The 20,631-nt window shown below is 60.5% G+C and carries 18 protein-coding genes and 4 tRNA genes; 8 read left to right on the forward strand and 14 right to left on the reverse strand.

Annotated features, from left to right (window positions below; genetic code table 11):
* Positions 1–24: 24 nt before the first annotated feature.
* On the reverse strand, positions 25–858 hold the full coding sequence (locus V476_RS03205) for an ABC transporter ATP-binding protein (RefSeq protein WP_024960082.1): 834 nt from the start codon (positions 856–858) through the stop codon (positions 25–27).
* A gap of 4 nt (positions 859–862) precedes the next feature.
* Positions 863–1,720, reverse strand: a complete 858-nt coding sequence (locus tag V476_RS03210; protein ID WP_024960081.1) for an ABC transporter permease — start codon at positions 1,718–1,720, stop codon at positions 863–865.
* Between the two features lie 256 nt (positions 1,721–1,976).
* Here V476_RS03210 and V476_RS03215 point away from each other — a divergent pair, with 256 nt between their 5' ends.
* On the forward strand, positions 1,977–3,065 hold the full coding sequence (locus tag V476_RS03215; RefSeq protein WP_024960080.1) for an LLM class flavin-dependent oxidoreductase: 1,089 nt from the start codon (positions 1,977–1,979) through the stop codon (positions 3,063–3,065).
* A 65-nt stretch (positions 3,066–3,130) separates the two neighbouring features.
* Here V476_RS03215 and V476_RS03220 read toward each other — a convergent pair whose 3' ends face one another.
* Positions 3,131–4,036 carry a LysR family transcriptional regulator gene (locus V476_RS03220; RefSeq protein WP_024960079.1) on the reverse strand — a complete coding sequence of 302 codons (906 nt, stop codon included), beginning with the start codon at positions 4,034–4,036 and terminating at the stop codon, positions 3,131–3,133.
* A gap of 207 nt (positions 4,037–4,243) precedes the next feature.
* On the opposite strand from V476_RS03220, the gene V476_RS03225 reads away from it, so the two are divergent.
* From V476_RS03225 to V476_RS03240, 4 genes are all read left to right on the forward strand, one after another.
* Entirely contained in the window at positions 4,244–4,849 is a 606-nt protein-coding gene (locus V476_RS03225; protein ID WP_024960078.1) for a cysteine dioxygenase family protein, read from the forward strand.
* Positions 4,846–6,429: a rhodanese-related sulfurtransferase gene (locus tag V476_RS03230; RefSeq protein ID WP_024960077.1), complete on the forward strand. Its 1,584-nt coding sequence runs from the start codon at positions 4,846–4,848 to the stop codon at positions 6,427–6,429. The genes V476_RS03225 and V476_RS03230 overlap by 4 nt, the downstream gene beginning before the upstream one ends.
* A 224-nt stretch (positions 6,430–6,653) precedes the next feature.
* Positions 6,654–7,643, forward strand: coding sequence for an ABC transporter substrate-binding protein (locus V476_RS03235; RefSeq protein ID WP_024960076.1), 990 nt, complete (start codon positions 6,654–6,656; stop codon positions 7,641–7,643).
* A gap of 21 nt (positions 7,644–7,664) precedes the next feature.
* Positions 7,665–8,858, forward strand: a complete 1,194-nt coding sequence (locus V476_RS03240; RefSeq protein ID WP_024960075.1) for an acyl-CoA dehydrogenase family protein — start codon at positions 7,665–7,667, stop codon at positions 8,856–8,858.
* A 6-nt stretch (positions 8,859–8,864) separates the two neighbouring features.
* Here the strand turns inward: V476_RS03240 and V476_RS03245 are convergent, their stop codons facing one another.
* The 3 genes from V476_RS03245 to V476_RS03255 form a co-directional block, all read right to left on the reverse strand.
* Positions 8,865–11,135: a molybdopterin guanine dinucleotide-containing S/N-oxide reductase gene (locus V476_RS03245; protein ID WP_024960074.1), complete on the reverse strand. Its 2,271-nt coding sequence runs from the start codon at positions 11,133–11,135 to the stop codon at positions 8,865–8,867.
* 38 nt (positions 11,136–11,173) lie between these two features.
* Entirely contained in the window at positions 11,174–12,166 is a 993-nt protein-coding gene (locus V476_RS03250; RefSeq protein WP_174518588.1) for an ABC transporter substrate-binding protein, read from the reverse strand.
* 117 nt (positions 12,167–12,283) lie between these two features.
* Complete coding sequence (locus V476_RS03255; RefSeq protein ID WP_024960072.1) at positions 12,284–13,192, reverse strand: LysR family transcriptional regulator; 909 nt, start codon at positions 13,190–13,192, stop codon at positions 12,284–12,286.
* Positions 13,193–13,375: 183 nt separating this feature from the next.
* Here V476_RS03255 and V476_RS03260 point away from each other — a divergent pair, with 183 nt between their 5' ends.
* Positions 13,376–14,098, forward strand: a complete 723-nt coding sequence (locus V476_RS03260; RefSeq protein WP_003393821.1) for a pirin family protein — start codon at positions 13,376–13,378, stop codon at positions 14,096–14,098.
* 135 nt (positions 14,099–14,233) lie between these two features.
* Here the strand turns inward: V476_RS03260 and V476_RS03265 are convergent.
* The 4 genes from V476_RS03265 to V476_RS03280 all read right to left on the reverse strand — a co-directional run bounded on the left by V476_RS03265 (position 14,234) and on the right by V476_RS03280 (position 14,643).
* Positions 14,234–14,309 (reverse strand) — tRNA-Gly (locus V476_RS03265).
* 4 nt (positions 14,310–14,313) lie between these two features.
* Positions 14,314–14,389, reverse strand: a tRNA-Glu gene (locus V476_RS03270).
* Between the two features lie 100 nt (positions 14,390–14,489).
* Positions 14,490–14,565 (reverse strand) — tRNA-Gly (locus tag V476_RS03275).
* A 2-nt stretch (positions 14,566–14,567) separates the two neighbouring features.
* Positions 14,568–14,643, reverse strand: a tRNA-Glu gene (locus tag V476_RS03280).
* A gap of 304 nt (positions 14,644–14,947) precedes the next feature.
* Between V476_RS03280 and V476_RS03285 the strand changes: the two genes are divergently transcribed.
* Positions 14,948–15,706 (forward strand): hypothetical protein, encoded by a 759-nt coding sequence (locus V476_RS03285; RefSeq protein ID WP_004416847.1) that lies wholly within the window; start codon positions 14,948–14,950, stop codon positions 15,704–15,706.
* Positions 15,707–15,760: 54 nt separating this feature from the next.
* On the opposite strand, the gene V476_RS03290 is transcribed toward V476_RS03285, so the two are convergent.
* Both V476_RS03290 and V476_RS03295 read right to left on the reverse strand, forming a co-directional pair.
* Positions 15,761–16,243 carry a GAF domain-containing protein gene (locus V476_RS03290; protein ID WP_024960071.1) on the reverse strand — a complete coding sequence of 161 codons (483 nt, stop codon included), beginning with the start codon at positions 16,241–16,243 and terminating at the stop codon, positions 15,761–15,763.
* Positions 16,240–17,130 (reverse strand): ATP-binding protein, encoded by an 891-nt coding sequence (locus V476_RS03295; protein ID WP_003314690.1) that lies wholly within the window; start codon positions 17,128–17,130, stop codon positions 16,240–16,242. Before V476_RS03295 ends, V476_RS03290 begins: the two co-directional genes overlap by 4 nt.
* Positions 17,131–17,215: 85 nt before the next feature.
* Between V476_RS03295 and V476_RS03300 the strand changes: the two genes are divergently transcribed.
* Positions 17,216–19,567: a hybrid sensor histidine kinase/response regulator gene (locus tag V476_RS03300; protein WP_024664589.1), complete on the forward strand. Its 2,352-nt coding sequence runs from the start codon at positions 17,216–17,218 to the stop codon at positions 19,565–19,567.
* Positions 19,568–19,571: 4 nt separating this feature from the next.
* Here V476_RS03300 and V476_RS03305 read toward each other — a convergent pair whose 3' ends face one another.
* Positions 19,572–20,057 carry a glutathione peroxidase gene (locus V476_RS03305; RefSeq protein ID WP_003418059.1) on the reverse strand — a complete coding sequence of 162 codons (486 nt, stop codon included), beginning with the start codon at positions 20,055–20,057 and terminating at the stop codon, positions 19,572–19,574.
* A 57-nt stretch (positions 20,058–20,114) separates the two neighbouring features.
* Complete coding sequence (gene msrB, locus V476_RS03310; protein ID WP_003393808.1) at positions 20,115–20,510, reverse strand: peptide-methionine (R)-S-oxide reductase MsrB; 396 nt, start codon at positions 20,508–20,510, stop codon at positions 20,115–20,117.
* Between the last annotated feature and the right edge of the window lie 121 nt (positions 20,511–20,631).

Raw genomic sequence — 20,631 nt, forward strand, 5'->3', positions numbered from 1 at the left:
CCATGATACGCAGCGTGCGCCGAATCAACGAGCGTTGGCGAAGCGGCGCAGTGCGCTGAGCGTTACGTCCTGCTCCGGTGCTTGCGGAGCGGTATCGGCAGCTGCGTTCACCTTGACGCCCAGCAAGCCCAGCAAGCCCAGCAAGCGGCTTCGAATCAGTTGGAACCCGGCCTGCCCGCTGTCGCGCTGACGCGGCAGGTCGACACGGATGTCGTCGGCAATCTTGCCGTCGGCCAGCACGATGACCCGGTCAGCGAGCAGGATCGCCTCATCGACATCATGCGTCACCAGCAGCACCGCCGGGGTGTGTTTGCGCCACAGGTCGATGATCAGTTGATGCATGCGAATGCGCGTCAACGCATCGAGTGCGGCAAAAGGCTCGTCGAGTAGCAACAGTTTTGGCTCACGGACTAGCCCCCGCGCCAGCGCCACACGCTGCGCTTCGCCACCGGACAAGGTGGCCGGAAAGGCATTCAGCCGATGCGCCAGGCCAACTTCGGTCAATGCTGCTTCAGCCCGAGCCTTGGCATCGTTGATGCGCAGGCCGAGAACCACGTTTTTCCACGCGCTTTTCCACGGCATCAGGCGCGGCTCTTGAAAAACCGCCGCACGCGCGACCGGCACACGGAGCTCACCGCTGTCGATCTCGTCCAGCCCGGCCAGAGTGCGCAGCAAGGTGGTCTTGCCGGAGCCACTGGCCCCGAGCAAGGCGACAAATTCGCCCGGAGCAATGTCCAGATTCAGCCCGTCGATGACCCGTTGCCGACCAAACTGACGCACCACGTCGCGCAGTTGTACAGGCGCCTGCCCCGCTTGGGGGACGACGAATGGAGTGTTGCGCAGATCAGGAGTCGCCATGTGTTCAATGCCTCACGAAGGTCGGTCGCCAAGCCAGCGCATAGCGCTCCAGCGTGCGAATGATGGCGTCGATCACGAGGCCAAGGACGCTGTAGATCAACAGGCAGATAACGATTACATCAGTGCGCATGAAGTCCCGCGCATCACTGGCCAGATAACCGATGCCCGCGGTGGTGTTGATTTGCTCGACAAAGACCAGGGCCAGCCACGAAATACCCAGTGAATAGCGCAGCCCGACAAAAAACGCAGGCAACGAGCCGGGCAGGATGACGTGCCAGATCAGCTCGCGGCGGCTCAAGCCGAGCGTATTGGCAGCCTCAATGAGTTTCGGGTCGATATTGCGGATGCCGGAAAACAGGTTCAGGTACACCGGAAAGGTGGTGCCCATGACGATCAGCGCCACTTTGGTGAACTCGCCAATGCCAAACCAGAGGATGAACAGTGGCACCAGTGCCAGCGAGGGAATGGTGCGCAACATCTGCATGGGCGAGTCGAGAACGATTTCGCCGCGTCGGGAAAGCCCGGTCACCACCGCAGCGACCACGCCGATGCTGACGCCAATGCTCAAGCCCAACAGTGCCCGTTGCAACGAAACCCACAAGTGGTGGGCCAGTTCGCCCGAAACGATCATCGACCAGAGCGTACCGCCGATCTGCGATGGCGCGGCAATCACGCGGACGGGCAGCAGACCGGTTTGTGAAGCCAGTTCCCAGAGCAGCAACAGCACCAGCGGGCTGAGCAGACGCAAGACAAAACCCGGCACTTGCCAGCGCAGGCGAACCGATTGCGAGCTGCGGCTCTGTTCGGGTTTGTTGACCACCAGAAAACCGGGTTCTGCGAGGTTCAGCGTTGTGTCAGGCATGGGCACATCCTTCCTGGACAAACCGGGCAGGACGCACCCGATACATTATGAGGGCAATGCTATTAGCATAAGAACGCTGCGTGAAATTCGATTTAGACCTAAGCTAATAGTCAAAATATTTGATCAAAAAAATAAATATAATGCATCTTTTTTATAATTAACTTAGACCGAAATCGAATTTCACAGCGTCTGCCCCTTGCCTTTATGGTGCCTCTCGACAAGGTCGAACGGACCTCAACCATTGGCAGGAGTTTTCATGAGCATCGAATTCATTGGCTATATCGCCACGCAACCCGGTTCTGAAATTCACCCGCGCAGCGGCGCGGCCATCCAGCCCGACTACGTGAAGACCGTGGCCAAGGCTCATGAAGATGCCGGTTTTGATCGCGCGCTGATCGCCTACCACTCCAACAGCCCGGACAGCACGCTGGTCGCAGCGCATGCCGCCAGCGTCACCACCAGACTGAAGTTTCTGGTCGCCCATCGCCCCGGCTTCATCGCGCCCACGGTGGCCGCACGGCAGTTCGCGACGCTGGACGTGTTCAATGGCGGCCGCACTGCCGTGCATATCATCACCGGCGGTGACGACAAGGAACTGCGCGCCGACGGCAGCCATATCGGCAAGGACGAACGTTACGCACGCAGCGACGAATACCTCAGCGTGGTGCGTCAGGAATGGACCAGCGACAAGCCGTTCGATCATAACGGCACCTACTACCAGCTTGAGGGTGCGCACTCGTTGGTCAAATCCCCACAGCAGCCACATATCCCTCTGTACTTCGGTGGTTCCTCGGCGGCGGCGATTGCTGTGGCGAGTAAACACGCCGATGTTTATGCATTGTGGGGCGAGACATACGAGCAGGTGCGTGACGTGGTGAAACAGGTCCGCGCCGAAGCCGCCAGACATGGGCGGACCATTCGTTTCAGCCTGTCATTGCGCCCGATTCTGGCAGAGACCGAGGAAAAGGCCTGGGCACGTGCCGACAGTATTCTGGAAAAGGCCAAGGCCCTGGCAGACCGCAACGGCTTTGTACGTCGCGAACCGCCGAATGAAGGATCACGCCGCCTGCTGGCCGCTGCTGCACAAGGATCGCGCCTGGACAAGCGCCTGTGGACAGGCATCGCCGGCCTGCTCGGCGCACAGGGCAACTCGACCTCGCTGGTTGGCACCCCGGAACAGGTCGCTGAAGCGCTGCTGGATTACTACGATCTGGGGATTACCACCTTCCTGATTCGCGGCTTCGATCCACTGGAAGATGCCATCGACTACGGCAAGAAGCTGATCCCGCTGACCCGCGCATTGGTGGCGCAACGTGAACAGCAGGCTCGCGAACAGGTCGCCTGATTCAACCTATATCCTGCGGGCCGGTCTGACGCCCAACGCCAGACCGCCTGCCCGCAATGCGGTGTTCAGGCGGCTGCCGAGACCGGCTTGAGCGACCGAGCCACCAGTGTGCCAAAGGCTTCCACCGGCGCTTGCAGGTTACCGAGAAAGCGCGGGTAGAACAGCCACAAGTCCATTACCGGCTTGAAGTCCTTGAGCGGCAGCGCCACCAACTGCTCGCGGTGCGCGCTGCGTTCCAGCAGCGGACGGGGCACCAGGCCAAGCCCCATGCCATCGGCCACCAGCCCAAGTTGCAGCTCGGTGCCGAAAGTTTCCAGATTGACCTTCATGCTCAAGCCCTGATCGGTCAGCGTGCGCTGCAAGCCTGCACGAAAACCGCAGCCGTCCGGATTAAGCACCCAGCCCTGCTCATAACAGTCCGCCAGCTTGCCGGGCTTTTTCGGGGCCAGCCCCTTGGCGCAGACCACCACCAGCTCCATCTTGCCAATCGACTGACCAACGATGTTGTCTGGAAATATCTTGCCTGCCGGAAACAGCGCAGCCGCTGCATCCAGCTCGCCGTTTTCGATCTTGCCGATCAGGTGGCTGCCCCAACCGGTGCTGACCTGGGCGCGCAGATCGGGAAACTCCCCACGCAACTGCTTGAGCGCATCGAGCAGCACCACGTCACCGATGGTTTGCGGCACGCCCAGACGCAACAGACCGCTGGGCGGCGTGTCACTGGCCACCAGCTCGCGCAACGAATCCATCTCGCGCAGGATCGCCAGGCACTTCTGGTACACCTGAAGACCCATCGGAGTCGGCTTGAGCGGCTTGGTATTGCGGTCGAACAGCTCGACCCCGAGGGCTTGCTCGAAATTCTGCACCCGGCGCGTGATGGCGGGCTGGGTCAGGTCCAGCGATTCAGCGGCGTGGCTGATCGACTGGCAGCGGATGACTGCAACGAACGCATCGATATCATCAATTTTCATTCGGACCGCACATAAAGAAGAGATTAAACATAGGCAAAAAGCATAGTACCAGCAGGCGCTCATGGATAGCCCGAGCGTAGATTTCGCGGATTACGACAAACAAGTAACAGACGTTTTCGTTATAACCTAATCATTAAAAAATAGCATATTAAATATCTATATTATGCTTATATCGAACCATTCCCTGACTTTGATCTGGAAATGGACATGACTCAGAACCGACACCCGGAGCGACTCGGGGCCTTTATCGATGCACTCACCGAACTGCTTGGCAGCGAGCCGCATGAAGGCGATCTGTTACGCCGCGGCGGCAAGCTGCTGGCGCAACTGGTCAGCCACGATGACTGGCTGGCAGAAGAATTTACCGTACCCGACGCCAACCGCTATCAGCAATTTCTGCTGCATGCCGATCCACAGCAGCGTTTTTCGGTAGTCAGTTTCGTCTGGGGGCCTGGCCAACGCACACCTATTCACGACCACCGCGTGTGGGGGCTGATCGGCATGCTGCGCGGCGCGGAAGATTCCCAAGGCTACCTTCGCAACGCGCAAGGGCACCTGGAAACCAGTGGCCCGGCGATTCGCCTGCAACCCGGCCAGGTCGAGGCGTTGTCACCGCACAGCAACGATGTCCATCAGGTCAGCAACGCCTTCAACGATCAGGTGTCGATCAGCATCCACGTTTACGGCGCCGATATCGGCACTGTGAAGCGTGCGGTCTATGACCTCGACGGCACCGAAAAACTGTTCATCTCCGGCTATTCGAACGCCGCCACCGCCCATCAGGATCAGCCAACAGGGAGCCCGACCCCATGACCACACCTGCCACCCGATCATTCGCCGACATTCGCCAGGCCTTGCTGGACCGCCAGGAGCTGGTCTTGGTAGATGTCCGCGAAGAGGCCCCCTTTGCCCAGGCTCATCCGCTGTTTGCCGTGAACATCCCGCTGTCGAAGCTGGAGCTGGAGATTTTCTCCCGCATCCCGCGACGCGACACGGCCGTGACCCTTTACGACGATGGCGAAGGTCTGGCGCAGATCGCCCTGCAGCGCCTGCAGGCACTGGGCTACAGCGACGTGAAACTGCTCGACGACGGCCTTCAGGGCTGGCGCGCGGCTGGCGGCGAACTGTTCATCGACGTGAATGTGCCGAGCAAGGCGTTTGGCGAGCTGGTGGAGCATCACCGCGCCACCCCGTCGCTGGCCGCAGAAGAGGTCAAGCGCCTGCTCGACAGCAATGCGGACGTGGTGGTGCTCGATGCCCGGCGCTATGACGAATACCAGACCATGAGCATTCCAGGCGGCATCAGCGTACCGGGCGCCGAACTGGTGCTGCGGGCACGTGAGCTGGCACCGGATCCCTCTACTCGAATCATCGTCAATTGTGCGGGTCGCACGCGCAGCATCATCGGCACCCAGTCGCTGGTCAACGCGGGCCTGCCCAATCCGATCAACGCACTGCGCAATGGCACCATTGGCTGGCTGCTGGCCGGCCAGACGCTGGACCATGGCCAGAACCGGCGTTTTGCGGCAGTCAGTGAAGAGACCCGCGAAAACGCCAGTGCCGATGCGCGCCAGGTGGCCGATCGCGCCAAGGTCAAACGAGCCAGCCGTGCTGATCTGCAACACTGGCAAGCCGAGGCTTCACGTACCACTTACCTGTTCGATGTACGTACCCCGGAAGAGTTTGCCAAAGGCCACCTGCCCGGCGCGCGTTCCACACCGGGTGGGCAACTGGTGCAGGAAACCGATCATTTCGCCAGCGTCCGCGGTGCGCGAATCGCGCTGCTGGACGACGACGGCGTGCGCGCCAACATGTCGGCCTCCTGGCTGGCGCAGTTGGGCTGGGACGTGTCGGTGATTGATGACCTGGAGGCAGCGGATTTCAGCGAACAGGGCGACTGGGACGCACCCTTCCCGACGCCGCCGCAGGTCGAGGCGATCAGCGTCGAGACCCTTACTCAATGGCAGAAACAGGTAAACGTGGCGGTGCTGGATTTCACCGCCAGCGCCAACTATGTCAAACAGCATATCCCCGGTGCCTGGTGGACCTTGCGTGCCGACCTGAAGCAGGCGCTGGGCAAGCTGCCGGCAGCTGACCGCTATGTCTTGACCTGCGGCAGCAGCCGTCTGGCGCGCTTTGCCGTGGCCGACCTGGAAGCGTTGACCGACAAGCCGGTGTTTCTGCTCGAAGGCGGCACCGCCAGCTGGATCAAGGCCGGCCTGCCGCTGGAGCACGGCGAAAGCCGACTGGCCTCGCCACGCATCGATCGCTACCGCCGCCCGTACGAAGGCACCGACGCACCGCGCGAAGCCATGCAGGCGTATCTGGACTGGGAATTCGGCCTGGTGGAGCAGCTGGGACGTGACGCAACACACGGGTTTTACGTGATTTGATGCCGTTGAGTACACCGCGCAGCGCATTGGCACAAGCGCCAAGTGGGAGCGAGCGTGCTCGCGAAGAGGGCGCTACATTCAGTGCATTTTCTGCGTCTGGAACAGGGTCTTCGCGAGCAAGCTCGCTCCCACAAGGCTGCGTCCGACTCTAAAGGTGAGGCGTATTGGCACAAGCGTCAAAGGCTCATCAGGACTATTCATCACCCTATTGGAGACACACTTAAATGCTGCCTTTTTTCAAATCCACCCTGCCTTTTAAAACTCTGCTGCTCGGCGCGCTGCTCAGTGTGCTGGCAGGTCAGCAGGTGATGGCTGCCGAGCAGGCGCCGCTGCTGGTCGCCAATCAGAAGTCGTTGCTGAAAACCCTGCTGCAGGTTTCCGGTGAGCTCAAGGACGTGCCTTACGAGATTCAGTTTTCCGAGTTTCCCGCGGCGGCGCCCTTGGGAGAGGCGCTGAATGCGGGCGCGGTGGATATCGGTGCGCTGGGTGATGCACCCTATGTATTCGCTCTGGGGGCGGGTGCACCCTTGAAAGTGGTCAGCATCACCCACGCCCAAGGCCGCTTCACCACTGCGGTGCTGGTGCCGAAAAACTCGCCGATCAAGACCGTTGCCGACCTCAAGGGCAAGCGCATCGTCACCGGACGCGGCTCCATCGGCCACTATCTGGCGATCCGCGCCTTGCATGAGGCCGGGCTGAAAACCAGTGATGTTACCTTCATCAATCTGCTGCCCAGCGAATCGCGTCTGCTGCTGGACAGTGGCGATGCCGACGCCTGGGCGACATGGGACCCGTACACCACGATCTCCATCACACAAAGCGACGCGCGGGTGCTGGTCAGTGGCAGCGAGCTGCTGAGCAACCATCTCTACCTTGCCGCAACCAGCAAGGCCATCGAAGGCAAACGCGCGCAACTGGATGATTTCGTTGCCCGTGTGGAGCGCGCTTTCAACTGGTCCAACGCCCATCCCGAGGAGTACGCGGCGGCCCAGGCGAAAGTCACCGGCCTGCCCCTGGCGGTGCACCTCGCAGTGGCCAAGGCGACGAAAATGCAGCGCACGCCGATTGATGACCAGATTGTCCAGGGCCTGCAAAACACTGCAGACACTTACCTGGCTGAAGGCATTCTAAGCAAACGGATCGACGTTTCGACAGGCTTCGACAAAAGCTTCAACGCGTCGCGCGCGCAGATCGCGCAGGCCACCGCTCAATAAACGCTGCGAAAAGGACCCCGCATGACACTCTCGACCCTGCGCCCTATCCCGCACCAGTTGCATGAAGCGCCCGAGTCCGCCGAGGACTTCAGTAAACGGCTGGCAGAACTGACCGCAGCGCTGGCCGAAACCGCCGAGCAATACGATATCAGCGCGCAATTTCCCCATGCCAACTTCCAACTGCTGCACGCTCACGGCCTGCTTGGCCTGACGGTTCCGACCGAACTGGGCGGCGGCGGTGCCGACTTGCCCCGCGCTCAACAGGTGATCAGCGCGGTGGCCCGGGGAGAGCCGTCGACGGCGCTGATTCTGGTCATGCAATACCTGCAGCATTCGAGGCTGCAGGAGAACCGCAACTGGCCGAACCATCTGCGCGTGCAGGTGGCCGAACAGGCCGTGCGTGAGGGCGCGTTGATCAACGCTCTGCGCGTCGAGCCCGATCTGGGCACGCCCGCGCGGGGCGGCCTGCCAGGCACCATCGCGCGCCGCACCGCGCAAGGCTGGCGCATCAGCGGCAGCAAGATCTACTCCACCGGCAGCCACGGTCTGACCTGGTTTGCCGTATGGGCGCGCAGCGATGACGATGACCCGCTGGTGGGCAGCTGGCTGGTCCACAAGGACACGCCGGGCATCACCATCATTGAGGACTGGGACCATCTGGGCATGCGCGCCACCAGCAGCCACGAAGTCAGATTCGACAATGTGCTGGTGCCACTCGATCACGCCGTCAGCGTCAGCCCGTGGAGCGCACCGCAATCCGAGCTGGATGGATCAGGCCTGCTGTGGATGGCGGTGCTGCTGTCGTCGGTCTACGACGGCATCGCTCAATCCGCCCGTGACTGGCTGGTGCACTGGCTGGAACAGCGCACACCCTCCAACCTTGGCGCGGCGCTGTCGACCCTGCCGCGCTTTCAGGAAACCGTCGGGCAGATCGATACTCTGCTGTTCGCCAATCGCAGCCTGCTGCAATCGGCTGCTCAAGGGCACACACCTGCCCAGCACGCCGGGCAGATCAAATACCTGATAACCGGCAACGCCATTCGCGCGGTGGAGCTGGCCATCGAGGCTTCGGGGAATCCTGGACTGTCACGCAGCAACCCGTTGCAGCGCCACTACCGCAACGTCCTGTGCGGTCGGGTGCATACCCCACAGAACGATGCGGTGCTGGCCAGCGTGGGCAAGGCGGCGTTTGCGGCACGCAGCAAAGACCAATAAGACGCGTCAGAGCAGTGACGGCGGCTCGAACGCCGTCACCGGCGGCAGGTCCTGATCCCATTTGACGATGTCCACCGATGCTGTCTGTGCTGAACAGCCCTGCGACAGGCTGGAGGCGCCCACATCTTCGGTGATCACATTCGGGTTGCCGTGTTTTTCCAGGCTGCCCCGCTCGCCATGCACCAGCGGGTCGAACCAGGCCCCGGTGGCAATCTGCACTACGCCGGGGCGAATGCCGTCCGACACGATCACCCCGGCCAAAAACGCGCCACGCTCGTTGAACACCTTGACCACATCGCCATCGACCAGTCCACGGGCGCGAGCATCCAGCGGGTTGAGGGTCAGCGGCTCGCGCGCCTCAATTTTCGAAGAGCGACTGTAACTGCCGTGGTCGTACTGGCTGTGCAAACGGGTTTTCGGTTGGTTGGACAACAGGTGCAGCGCGTGGGTCGGCGCAGGCTTTTCCAGCCACACCGGGTGACCGGGACAATCGGCATAGCCAAAGCCTGCGATGCGCTCGGAGAAAATTTCGATGCGCCCGGACGGCGTCGGCAACGGATGCGCGTCAGGGTCATGACGAAAGGATTCAAGCAGCACGTTGTCGGTGTGCGGGTAGTCTATTTCCAGTACACCGTCACGCCAGAACTGCTCGAACTCCGGCAGGGTGATGCCAAACGTTTCGGCCCGTTGCCGAGACTCGTCATAGATAAAGCGCAGCCATTCCCCCGCATCCCGACCTTCGGTAAACGCTTGTGCCACTCCCAGCCGTTCGGCCAGCGCGGCCAGAATCGAGTAGTCGTCACGCGACTCTCCCACGGGCTCGATCGCCTGCTGCATGGCGATCATGAAACGGTCGGAGGCCGAACTGCCGATGTCATTTCGCTCCAGGGCCGTGGTGGCCGGCAGCACGATGTCGGCATAGCGTGCCTGGGCTGTCCAGAACTGCTCGTGGACGATGATGGTTTGCGGCCGCTGCCACGCCTCCAGCAGCCGATTGAGGTCCTGATGGTGGTGAAAGATATTGCCACCCGCCCAGTACACCAGGCGAATGTCCGGGTACCTGCGTTGCTGCCCGTTGTAATCGAAGGGCTTCCCGGGGTTGAGCAACATGTCCGTCACCCGCGCGACCGGAATGAACGCCTTGACCGGGTTGCTGCCCTGGGAAAAGCGCGGCCCCGAGAACGCTTTGCGGCCACTGCCGGTGTTGTTCATGCAGCCATACCCCAGACCGAAACCGGCACCGGGCAAACCGATCTGCCCCAACAGCGCGGCCAGAGTCACGGTCATCCAGAACGGTTGCTCGCCATGTAGCGAACGCTGCAATGAATAGGCGACGTTGATCATGGTGCGCTTGCTGGCCATGCGTCGGGCCAGCTCGACAATCTGCTGCGCAGGAATATCGGTCAGCGCCTCGGCCCAGCGCGGGTCTTTCGGCTGGCCATCAGTGTGGCCCAGCAGGTACTCGCGAAAACGTGCATAGCCCACGGTATAGCGCTGGACGAAATCCTCGTTGTGCAGCCCTTCGCTGATCAACACCCAGGACAGTGCCATCATCAACGCCGTGTCGCTGCCGGGACGTACCGCCAGCCACTGGTTATGCGTCGGGCCGACCAGATCGTCACGCAGCGGGCTGACATTGACGAACTGCACCCCCGCGTCGGACATACGCTGTAGCGCGTCGCCCAGCAGATGGTCGCTGGCACCACCGGGGCTGGTCTGGGCATTCTTGGCGGGCAAGCCACCGAACGCGACGAACAGCTCGCAATGCTCGGCCAGATTTTTCCAGGAGGTATGCGCCGCCAGCAGCCAGTCCATGTTGCCGACGATGTGCGGCATCAGTACCCGCCCGGCACCCAGACTGTAGCTGTCGGTGCTGAACACATAACCGCCGATGCAGTTAAGGAAGCGATGCAACTGGCTTTGCGCGTGATGAAAACGCCCCGCGCTGCCCCAGCCATAGCTGCCGCCGAAAATAGCCTGATTGCCGTGCTCGTGCCGGACTCGCTGCAACTCGCTGGCGACCAGATCCAGCGCGACCTCCCAGGAAACCTCGACGAACGGCTCCTGACCACGCAGATCCGGCCGTCCACCGGCCTGCTGAAGAAAACTGCGGCGTATCGCCGGGCGCCTGATGCGGGTCGGTGAGGTAATGGCCTCGGCAACCGAATCGCCGATCGGAGACGGGTCCTTATCCCATTCTGCCGGCAGCAGCCCGGTCAGCTTGCCGTCCTCGACCTGTGGACGGTAAGCGCCCCAGTGCAATGATGTGAAACTCATGGTGATGGCTCCCGGATAGCGCAGTGGCAGGCAGTCGGTCAGCGCACTACTTGCGCCTGATAGGCCAGCGCGGCACTGAACGACTCGTCAAACACGCTGGCAGCAGGATAACGCTTGGTCAGCCCAGCGTTGTTGAAGAAATCGATGGTCTGCTGCGCACCGGCCACCACTTGCGCAGTGATCGGCACGACCACTACCTGAGCACGGGAAAACCAGCGGCGTGCTACCTCGGCATCGGCCTTGGTCAGCGCGGCCCAGGCGTTGGCATAGCGTTCATCGTGCTGCGGATCGCTGACCGACCAGGCCCGGGCGGCCTGCAGGCGTTGCAGGAAATCGCTGATCTGCGCACGCTTGTCCTTGATGGCCAGATCGTTGGCGACGATGAAGCTTTGCGCCGGAATCAAGCCCTCGGCAGTCGCGATAATCCGCGCGCCCTGTCGTTCCTGTTGAGTGACGTAGGGCTCCCAGGTAGCAATCGCATCCACCGAACCGCCGTCCAGCGCATGGGAAGAATCCAGTGCGCTGAGGTAGCGATAGTCAACGGCATCGCGGGCGACACCTGCCTTGTCCAGTGCAGTGAGCATCAGTTGCTGGCTGAACGAACCTTTCCAGATGGCGACCTTCTTGCCCGCCAGATCCGCCACGGTCTTGATTGGCGAGTCCTTACGCACAACGATGGCAACGCCGTCGAGGTTCTGTCGCGACACACCGATGACCTTGATCGGAGCCCCCAGCGCGCCCATGAACAGCGCAGGCGAATCACCCAGCAAGCCAATATCCAGGCTGCCGACGTTCAAGGCCTCGGCGACCGGCGAGCCTGCGGTGAACTGCTTCCATTCCAGTTCGTAAGACAGATCCTTGAGGACCCCGGCGGCTTCCATCACGGTACGGGCGCTGTAGCTCTGATCGCCGACGATCAGATTGGCCGCCTGGGTATTGAGCGAGGCCACGAGGCCCAGCGACAGCCCCTTCAGCAAGCGTTGGCTCCAGCGGACGAGGGTCGTTGGCACAGGTAGGTTCTCCACAGGCATTGGGCAAATCGAAATGATCGGCAACGACCCTAACACCCGAACAAAAATTAGCTAAATTCATTTTTGTTCTAGCCTAAGATGCAAATTAATCATCAATAGATCGAGTGCCAGCCTGCTTCAAGCTTGCCGATCATTCAGTTCGAGACCTGACTCCAGACGCTCGCGCAGGAACTCGATGAATGCCTGCACCGGTCGCGACGCCTGTCGGTGTTGCGGATAAACCGCTGACAGCGTCAACGGCTCGGGACGCAGGTTGTCCAGCACACGAACCAGGCTGCCCTCGCGCAACGCCGCGCTGACAATGAAGGTAGGCAAATAGGTGATGCCCAGCCCGGCAATGGCTGATTCCCTCAGCAGCTCGCCATTATTGGCGCGCATACGCCCGCTGACATTGAGGGTCAACGGCTTGTCCTGCCCTTGAAAACGCCATAGCGCCTGACGGCTGTGGCCATAGGGCAGGCAATCATGGGTGTGCAGGTCTTCGGGCTTTTGTGGTGTGCCGCGCTCGGCCAGGTATGCCGGGCTGGCGCAGTACACCCGGTCGATCGAGGCAATGCGCCGGGCGATCAGACTGGAATCTTCCAGCACCCCGATACGCAGCACCACGTCGTAGCCTTCGCTGATCACATCCACCGGACGATCACTCAGGTCCACTTCCACCGCCACCTCGCGATAGCGCTGCAAAAACAGCGGCAGCAGGCTCGCCAGGTGTGTAACGGCAAACGACAGCGGCGCACTCACGCGCAGAGTGCCACGCGGTTCGTTGTTCTGCCCGGTGATGCCCTGCTCCACCTGCTCCAGCTCGGCGAGCAGACGCAGAGCCGACTCGTAGTAACTCTGCCCCAACGGCGTGACATCCAGACGTCGCGTCGAGCGGTTGAGCAGGCGTACGCCCAGACGCGCCTCCAGTTGCATCAGGCGACGACTGACGAACTGCTTGGACAGGCCCAACTTGTCGGACGCGGCGGTCAGGCTGCCGGACTCCATTACCTGGCAGAACATGCGCATGTCTTCAAAAGGGTTCATGTGTTGCGACCTGATCAAGCGTTGATGGCGTTCGACAGAGCGTAACGCAGCGTTGACCACTGTCAATCTCAGAGAGACAGTCATTCATATTTCAGCTACTTATTGCGACAGTCGATAAGCCGTACTCTTCGTCCTACGTGATCGATTGCTGAATGTGCAGCGTCGATAGATGGAGAAAGAATCATGCTGACTCTTCGCAAAGCCTCTGATCGTGGTGCAGCCGACCATGGCTGGTTGAAATCCTTTCACACCTTTTCCTTTGCCGGCTATCGCAACCCGCAGGAACAGGGATTTTCCGACCTGCTGGTGATCAACGACGACCGTGTCAGTGCAGGCAAAGGCTTCGGCCAGCATCCTCATCGGGACATGGAGATCTTTTCCTATGTGCTGGAAGGCGCGCTGGAACACAAGGATACGCTGGGCACCGGCTCGGTGATTCGCCCTGGTGACGTGCAATTGATGAGCGCCGGTACCGGTGTGGCGCACAGCGAGTTCAACCACTCGCACACCGAGGGCGTGCATTTTCTGCAGATATGGATCGTGCCGAATGTTGCAGGCGCGGCGCCCAACTACCAGGAAAAGCATTTCAGCCCCGAGCAGAAACGCGGTCGCTTGCAGTTGATCATTTCGCCGGAAGGCGAGAACGGTGCGCTCAAGGTGCGCCAAGACGCTCGCGTGTATGCCGGCCTGTTCGATGGCGATGAAACCGCCACCCTGGAGCTGGCAGCCAACCGCTATGCCTACGTGCACGTTGCCCGTGGCAGCGTGGTGCTCAATGGCGAGCAACTGGGTGAAGGGGATGGCGTGCGTGTACGCGACGAACAGACGCTGAGCCTGAGCGCAGGGGTTGACGCAGAGGTGTTGGTGTTCGACATGCGGCCAAATGAATTGCCGCAGATGCCTTGAGCCTGAAACGAAAAAACGCCGCTCTTAACAGAGCGGCGTTCCTTTATATAACGTTAAAAACCCGTGACGTTAAAATATCTGGCTTAAAACGCACAAACAAAAACGCCGCTCTGTTGAGCGGCGTTTTTGTGAATTTGGAGCGGGAAACGAGACTCGAACTCGCGACCCCGACCTTGGCAAGGTCGTGCTCTACCAACTGAGCTATTCCCGCAATATGGCGTCCCCTAGGGGACTCGAACCCCTGTTACCGCCGTGAAAGGGCGGTGTCCTAGGCCACTAGACGAAGGGGACACTGCCTGAAACACCATGGTGTGTGTTTCAGTTCCAGACATCATCCGAAGACGTGTTCTGGTTTCACTCAACCCTGCCCTAAGGCAAAGCTGCTTAAAATTGGAGCGGGAAACGAGACTCGAACTCGCGACCCCGACCTTGGCAAGGTCGTGCTCTACCAACTGAGCTATTCCCGCAATGGCGTCCCCTAGGGGACTCGAACCCCTGTTACCGCCGTGAAAGGGCGGTGTCCTAGGCCACTAGACGAAGGGGACACACGTACAACATTCACTACTTATTTGCGCTACGCTGTGTGCTTTACGCTGTAAGTGGCGCGCATTCTATGGATGGATTGAGGGGTCGTCAACCCCCATGTGAAAATTTATTGAAATCAATAACTTCGATGCCGTTCGGAGGATGACCGACCGTCGCCAGGCGCGCGGCTGATCAATCTTCCCTCATCTATATAGAAGAGATGCCGACAAACTCCGAGAGGGACATCTATGCGCAGTAGTGCTTAGCCACTACACTCGCACTAAAACTAATTGAACGAATGAGGTTTGCACAGTGACTCCACTCATGATCACGCTGATGGTAGTAGCAGGTATCGCACTGCTCATCGCGATCGGCTACCTGAATCACGTCGCTGAAAACGGCAAACTGGAGAAGGCTCGCACCAAGGTCGAACTCGGGGATCGCCTGCGTCGCTGCAGCGAGATCACCGAAGTGTTCCCGGGCCAGCTGATGTCCCCCGCCTTGAAGCTGTTGCTGGCGCGGCTGGAGCTGAACGTCGTGCAGCGCATGCTGAACATGGAGAAAGGCAACGCTCAGCTCAAGCACCGCATTGGCGAACTGGAAGAGCAGATTGCCAAGGGCGAAGGCATCGAGATACCCAACCCGGTCACACCGATCCAGACCGAAGCCAAGGCCAAGGACGTGCGTTTTCTGCTGGAAGCCCTGCACGGTCAGGTGACGCGCGCTGCGCATGACGGTTTTCTGCAGACCAGCGAAGCGAAACACTGGATTCGTGAAATCCGCACGATCCTGGTCAACCTGCACATCGAATTTTTCAACAACCTTGGCCAGACCGCACTTTCCCAGGATCAGCCAGGTCAGGCACGCCTGGCATTCGAACGCGGCGTACAGTACTTGCGCAACCAGCCGGACCCGGTCACTTATCAACAGCAACTGCTGGCGATGGAAAAACAGCTGGCCCGCGCCAACTCGGTGGTACTGACCAACACCGCACCGACCGAAGACGACGACAACGAACTGACCGAAGGCCTGAAGCAGGACGACACCGAATCGGAATGGAAGAAGAAAGTCATCTACGATTGATGACTGCCCCGCCGCTGCCGGAATTGTGCGCCGGGCAGCGGCAGGCCGACCGGCTCAGCAGTCGGTCGATGCCAGAAAGATAGCCGCAAGACGCTCGATCCCTGCCTGATCCTCCTCGTTGAAACGCCCCACACTCGGACTGTCCAGGTCCAGCACACCGATCAGACGCCCTTCCTTGATCAATGGCACTACCAACTCGCTGTTCGATGCACTGTCGCAGGCAATGTGCCCGGGAAATTCGTGAACGTTCTGAACGCGCTGGGTTTGCCGACTCTGCGCGGCCGTCCCGCAAACGCCGCGGCCGAAAGGGATGCGTACACAGGCGATCTGCCCTTGAAACGGCCCCAGCACCAGTTCTTCGTTACGATTGAGGTAAAAACCCGCCCAGTTCAGATCATCGAGCTGGGTGTAGAGAAACGCCGAAAACTGCGCCGCATTGGCGATGAAATCGCGCTCATCGGCCAGCAGTGCCTCAAGTTGTGCGGCCAGCAGGCCGTAGCCGTCCAGGCCCGCGCCGGTATTTTGCAAATCAATCATGTGTGTTGCTCCAACAATTCAAGTCCTACCCAGTAACGTGCAAATTGATAGGCGCAGCGGCCATTGCGATTGCCACGCGCGGTTGCCCAGCGAATCGCGGCTTTTTCCAGGTTTTCGTCACGCTGCCACTGCAATCCGGCTTTTTGCGCCAATTGCGTGATCCAGTGTTCGACCACGTTCAGATAATGTTCCTGAGTGAACGGATAGAACGACAGCCATAGCCCGAACCGGTCAGACAAGGCGATCTTGTCTTCGACGGCCTCACTGGGATGCAGTTCGCCGTCAACGTGTTTCCAGTCAACGTTGTCACTTTCCTTCTCGGGCACCAGATGACGACGATTGGAGGTTGCATACAGCAGCACGTTGTCAGGCGCCTGCTCCAGCGAGCCGTCGAGCACACTCTTCAGCACGCGATAATCACCCTCGCCCGACTCGAACGACAGGTCATCGCAGAACAATACGAAACGCTGCGGCAGCTTGTGCAGTTGTTCGACCACACGCGGCAAGTCGCCCAGGTGATCGCGTTCGATCTCGATCAGACGCAGCCCGGCCGGGGCGTACTCGGCCAGCAGCGCGCGGATCAAGGATGACTTGCCGGTGCCGCGCGAACCCCAGAGCAAAGCGTGGTTGGCAGGCAGTCCTTCGATAAACTGGCGGGTATTGCGCCCCAATTGATCGCGCTGCAGGTCGACGCCGATCAGATCGGTCAGGCGTGTATCCAGGCTTACTTGCAACGGCATCAGGTAACCGCTGCGCCCTTCTTGCACCCAGCGCGCGGCGAGAGCCTGCGACCAGTCGACCGGCTCGCGCAGCGCTGGCAGCAAGGGCTCCAGTCGGGCCAGCACGGCGTCGGCGCGCTGCAGAAAAGCATCCAACCGAGAATCCACGGGATCTCCTTATATTTAACTGATTAATCAGCAGTGCCGATCAGCTATGCTTGGCCGGCACCGGGCACCAGAAGTGGCAGTACTCATGGATATATCGCTCAAAAACAGGCTGTCGTTCAAGCAGGCACGCCTGGCTGTATTGATCGGCTTCGTGCTGGGGACCTTGCTGAGCCTGTTTCAGATTGCGATCGATTATGCCAGCGAAGACGCTTCCATCAATCGAGAAATCAAGTCGCTGCTGGAAATCATCCAGAACCCGGCATCGCGCATCGCCTACAACATCGACTCCGAGCTGGCCCAGGAACTCACACTCGGCCTGCTGCGCTCCCCTGCCGTGGTCAGCGCAAGGCTTACCGACAACAACGACGCCGTGCTCTCCAGCGTCGAGCGCCCAATGGCCACCGGGCGCTATCGGGTGTTGAGTGACTGGCTATTCGGCGAAAGCCGGCAGTTTCAGGAAAAGCTGCACCTCAATCACCTGCCCAATGAAACCATCGGCACACTGTACCTGACCGTGGACACCTTCGCGTTCGGCAGCCATTTTCTGCAACGCGCTGAAATCACCCTGCTCAACGGCTTCGTCCGCAGCCTGGCGCTGGCCGGGATTCTGACCATCCTGTTTTACGCGACCCTGACCAAGCCGCTGGTGAGAGTGATCCGCGAATTGAGCAGTCGCGATCCGCGTAACCCTGACCAAGGCAAAATCACCTGCCCGCCCTACCATGCCCAGGATGAAATCGGTGTGCTGGTCGAGACGTTCAACCGTCAGTTTGAAACCATGAGCAGCGAGTTTTCCAGGCGCCGCGCGGCCGAGGACCGGCTGACCGACCACCTCAACGAACTGGAAAACATCGTCTCGGCGCGCACCAACGAGCTCAAGGCCAGCAACCTGCGCCTGCGCGAGTCCAATGAGGAACTGCAGATAGCACGCAGCACGGCGCTGGACATGGCCCATGCGCGCTCGGCGTTTCTGGCGCACATGAGCCATGAGATTCGTACACCGCTCAACGGTCTGCTGGGCATGCTGGCGCTGTCGCTGGACAGTCCGCTGGGTGCCGAACAACGCCAGCAGCTAATGATCGCCCACGACTCCGGCAAGGTGCTGGTCGAGCTGCTCAACGATATTCTCGACATGTCCAAGTTCGATGCCGGCCACCTGGAGATCGAGCGTATTCCTTTCGACCTGGGGATGTTGATCGAGGACACCGCCAATCTGCTGTCGCAGAACGCAGCCCCCAGCGTGGAGCTGACCTGCCTGATCGCGCCGGACTTCCCGGCCATGGTCACCGGCGATCCGACCAGGGTGCGTCAGATCGTCAGCAATCTGCTGTCCAACGCCCTCAAGTTCACCCGTTTCGGGCGCGTGGATGTGCGTCTGACTCATCATCGGGACGCCAGCTCCGGTGAAAACCGCGTGCGCATCGAAGTCCGCGATACCGGCATCGGCATTGCGCAGGACGCCCAGACCAGAATCTTCCAGCCGTTCACCCAGGCTGAAACCGCCATCACCCGCCAGTACGGCGGCACCGGGCTGGGCCTGGCGCTGACCAACAACCTCTGCGAGGCCATGAATGGCACGTTGAGCATCCAGTCGCAGTCCGGTTTCGGCAGCCAGTTCTGCGCCGAGCTGCCGCTGCCGGTCCACGTGCCTGCGGTCACTCAGACCCCGCTCAAGGGCCGTGTGACGGTGGTCAGCTCGGCAGGCAGCGGCCTGGTGGAGCTGCTTGGCAGCCTGCTGCCGTTCTGGGGGGTCGACCTCAAGCGACGCAGCATCGACGACCGCCCGGAAGCAGTGGACCTCGACGGCAGTCCTGATCTGGTGATTACCGACTGCCCCGAGTGCCTGTTTGCCATTCGCCCCACGACGCCCGTGCCGATCCTGCTGGTGACCGCCTATGGCAACTTCATGCCTGGCGAACAGGTTGCCGCCCTGGCCCCGCTGCAACAGCAGGCCCGGCCACTGGCGCGCAATGCGCTTTACCACACGCTGCGGCGCATACTGGGTCAGGAAGAGACAGGCCTCAAGGACACGCAGGCGCTCGAACACACTGCGCCACGTCTGGCGCGGGTGTTACTGGTCGAGGACAACCCGGTCAATCAGCTGGTCGCTAAGGGCATCCTCGGCAAGCTGGGTTGCGAAGTGATCATCAGCAGCCATGGCGGCGAGGCCCTGGAACAGCTGGAACAAGGCCATTTCGACCTGGTATTGATGGACTGCAACATGCCGGTCATGGACGGCTATGAAGCCAGCCGCCAGATCCGCAGCAGTGGCCGCTGGCCGAACCTGCCGATCGTTGCCCTTACCGCCAATGCCATGCCCGATGAACGCGAGCGCTGCAAGGCGGCAGGCATGAATGACTATCTGGCCAAGCCGTTCCGGCGTGCCGAACTGGTCAGCATTCTGGATCAGTGGATACCCATTACCGGTATCGACTGAAGGCTCAGCGCAGCAGCGCCTCGATCTCGCCCGTCAGTTCCTCAGGCTTGGTCAATGGCGCGAAACGCTTGACCAGCCGACCATCCTGGCCAATCAGGAACTTGGTGAAATTCCACTTGATGCGCTCCGTACCCAGCAACCCCGGAGCCTGCTGCTTGAGCTGCACGAACAGCGGATGGGCCTGCTCGCCGTTCACATCGATCTTCTTGAACAGCGGGAAGCTGACGCCATAGTTCAGCTCGCAAAAGCCGGAAATCGCCCCCTCGTCGCCTGGTTCCTGCTTGCCGAACTGGTTGCAGGGAAAGCCCAGCACCACCAACCCCTGATCCCGGTAATCCTGCCAGAGCTTCTCCAGCCCCTTGTATTGAGGGGTGAAGCCACATTTGCTGGCCGTGTTGACCACCAGCAACGCCTTGCCGGAAAAATCAGCGAGGGTTTTCTGTTCGCCCTTGATCGTCGTGACCGGGATGCTCAGCAGGTTTTCACTCATCAAAGGAGGCCTCGATACTGGAATTGGAACAGGGCGGTGGCTGAATCTGCAGGGCGTTCAGGCGCGCGGCACCAGATCCAGGCATACCGAATTGATGCAATAACGCAGTCCGGTAGGTGGCGGTCCATCCGGGAACACGTGGCCCAGGTGCGCATCACATTTGGCGCAGACCACTTCAGTACGAATCATGCCGTGGCTCATATCGCGAACCTCGATCACTGCACTGCCCTCGAGCGGCGCATAGAAGCTGGGCCAGCCGCAGCCTGAATCGAACTTGGTGGTGGAATCGAACAGCGGCTCATGGCAGCAGATGCATTCGTAGATACCGTCTGTCTTTGTCCCGTTGTACTTGCCGGAGAACGGCCGCTCGGTGCCTTTCAGACGACAGACGTTGTACTGCTCCGGGTCGAGCATCTGCTTCCACTCTTCCAGCGTTTTTTCCAACTTGTCCACAGGTACACCTCCGAATTCGAAAAACCCTGATCTGTACCTTTTCCGCAGATCAGGTGGCACGTATCATTGCGCCAGGTCAGACGTCAGTCTGGCACCCGCGTTTGTCGTACACAAACCCATT

It is taken from the genome of Pseudomonas syringae KCTC 12500, assembly GCF_000507185.2.
GTDB lineage: Bacteria > Pseudomonadota > Gammaproteobacteria > Pseudomonadales > Pseudomonadaceae > Aquipseudomonas > Aquipseudomonas syringae.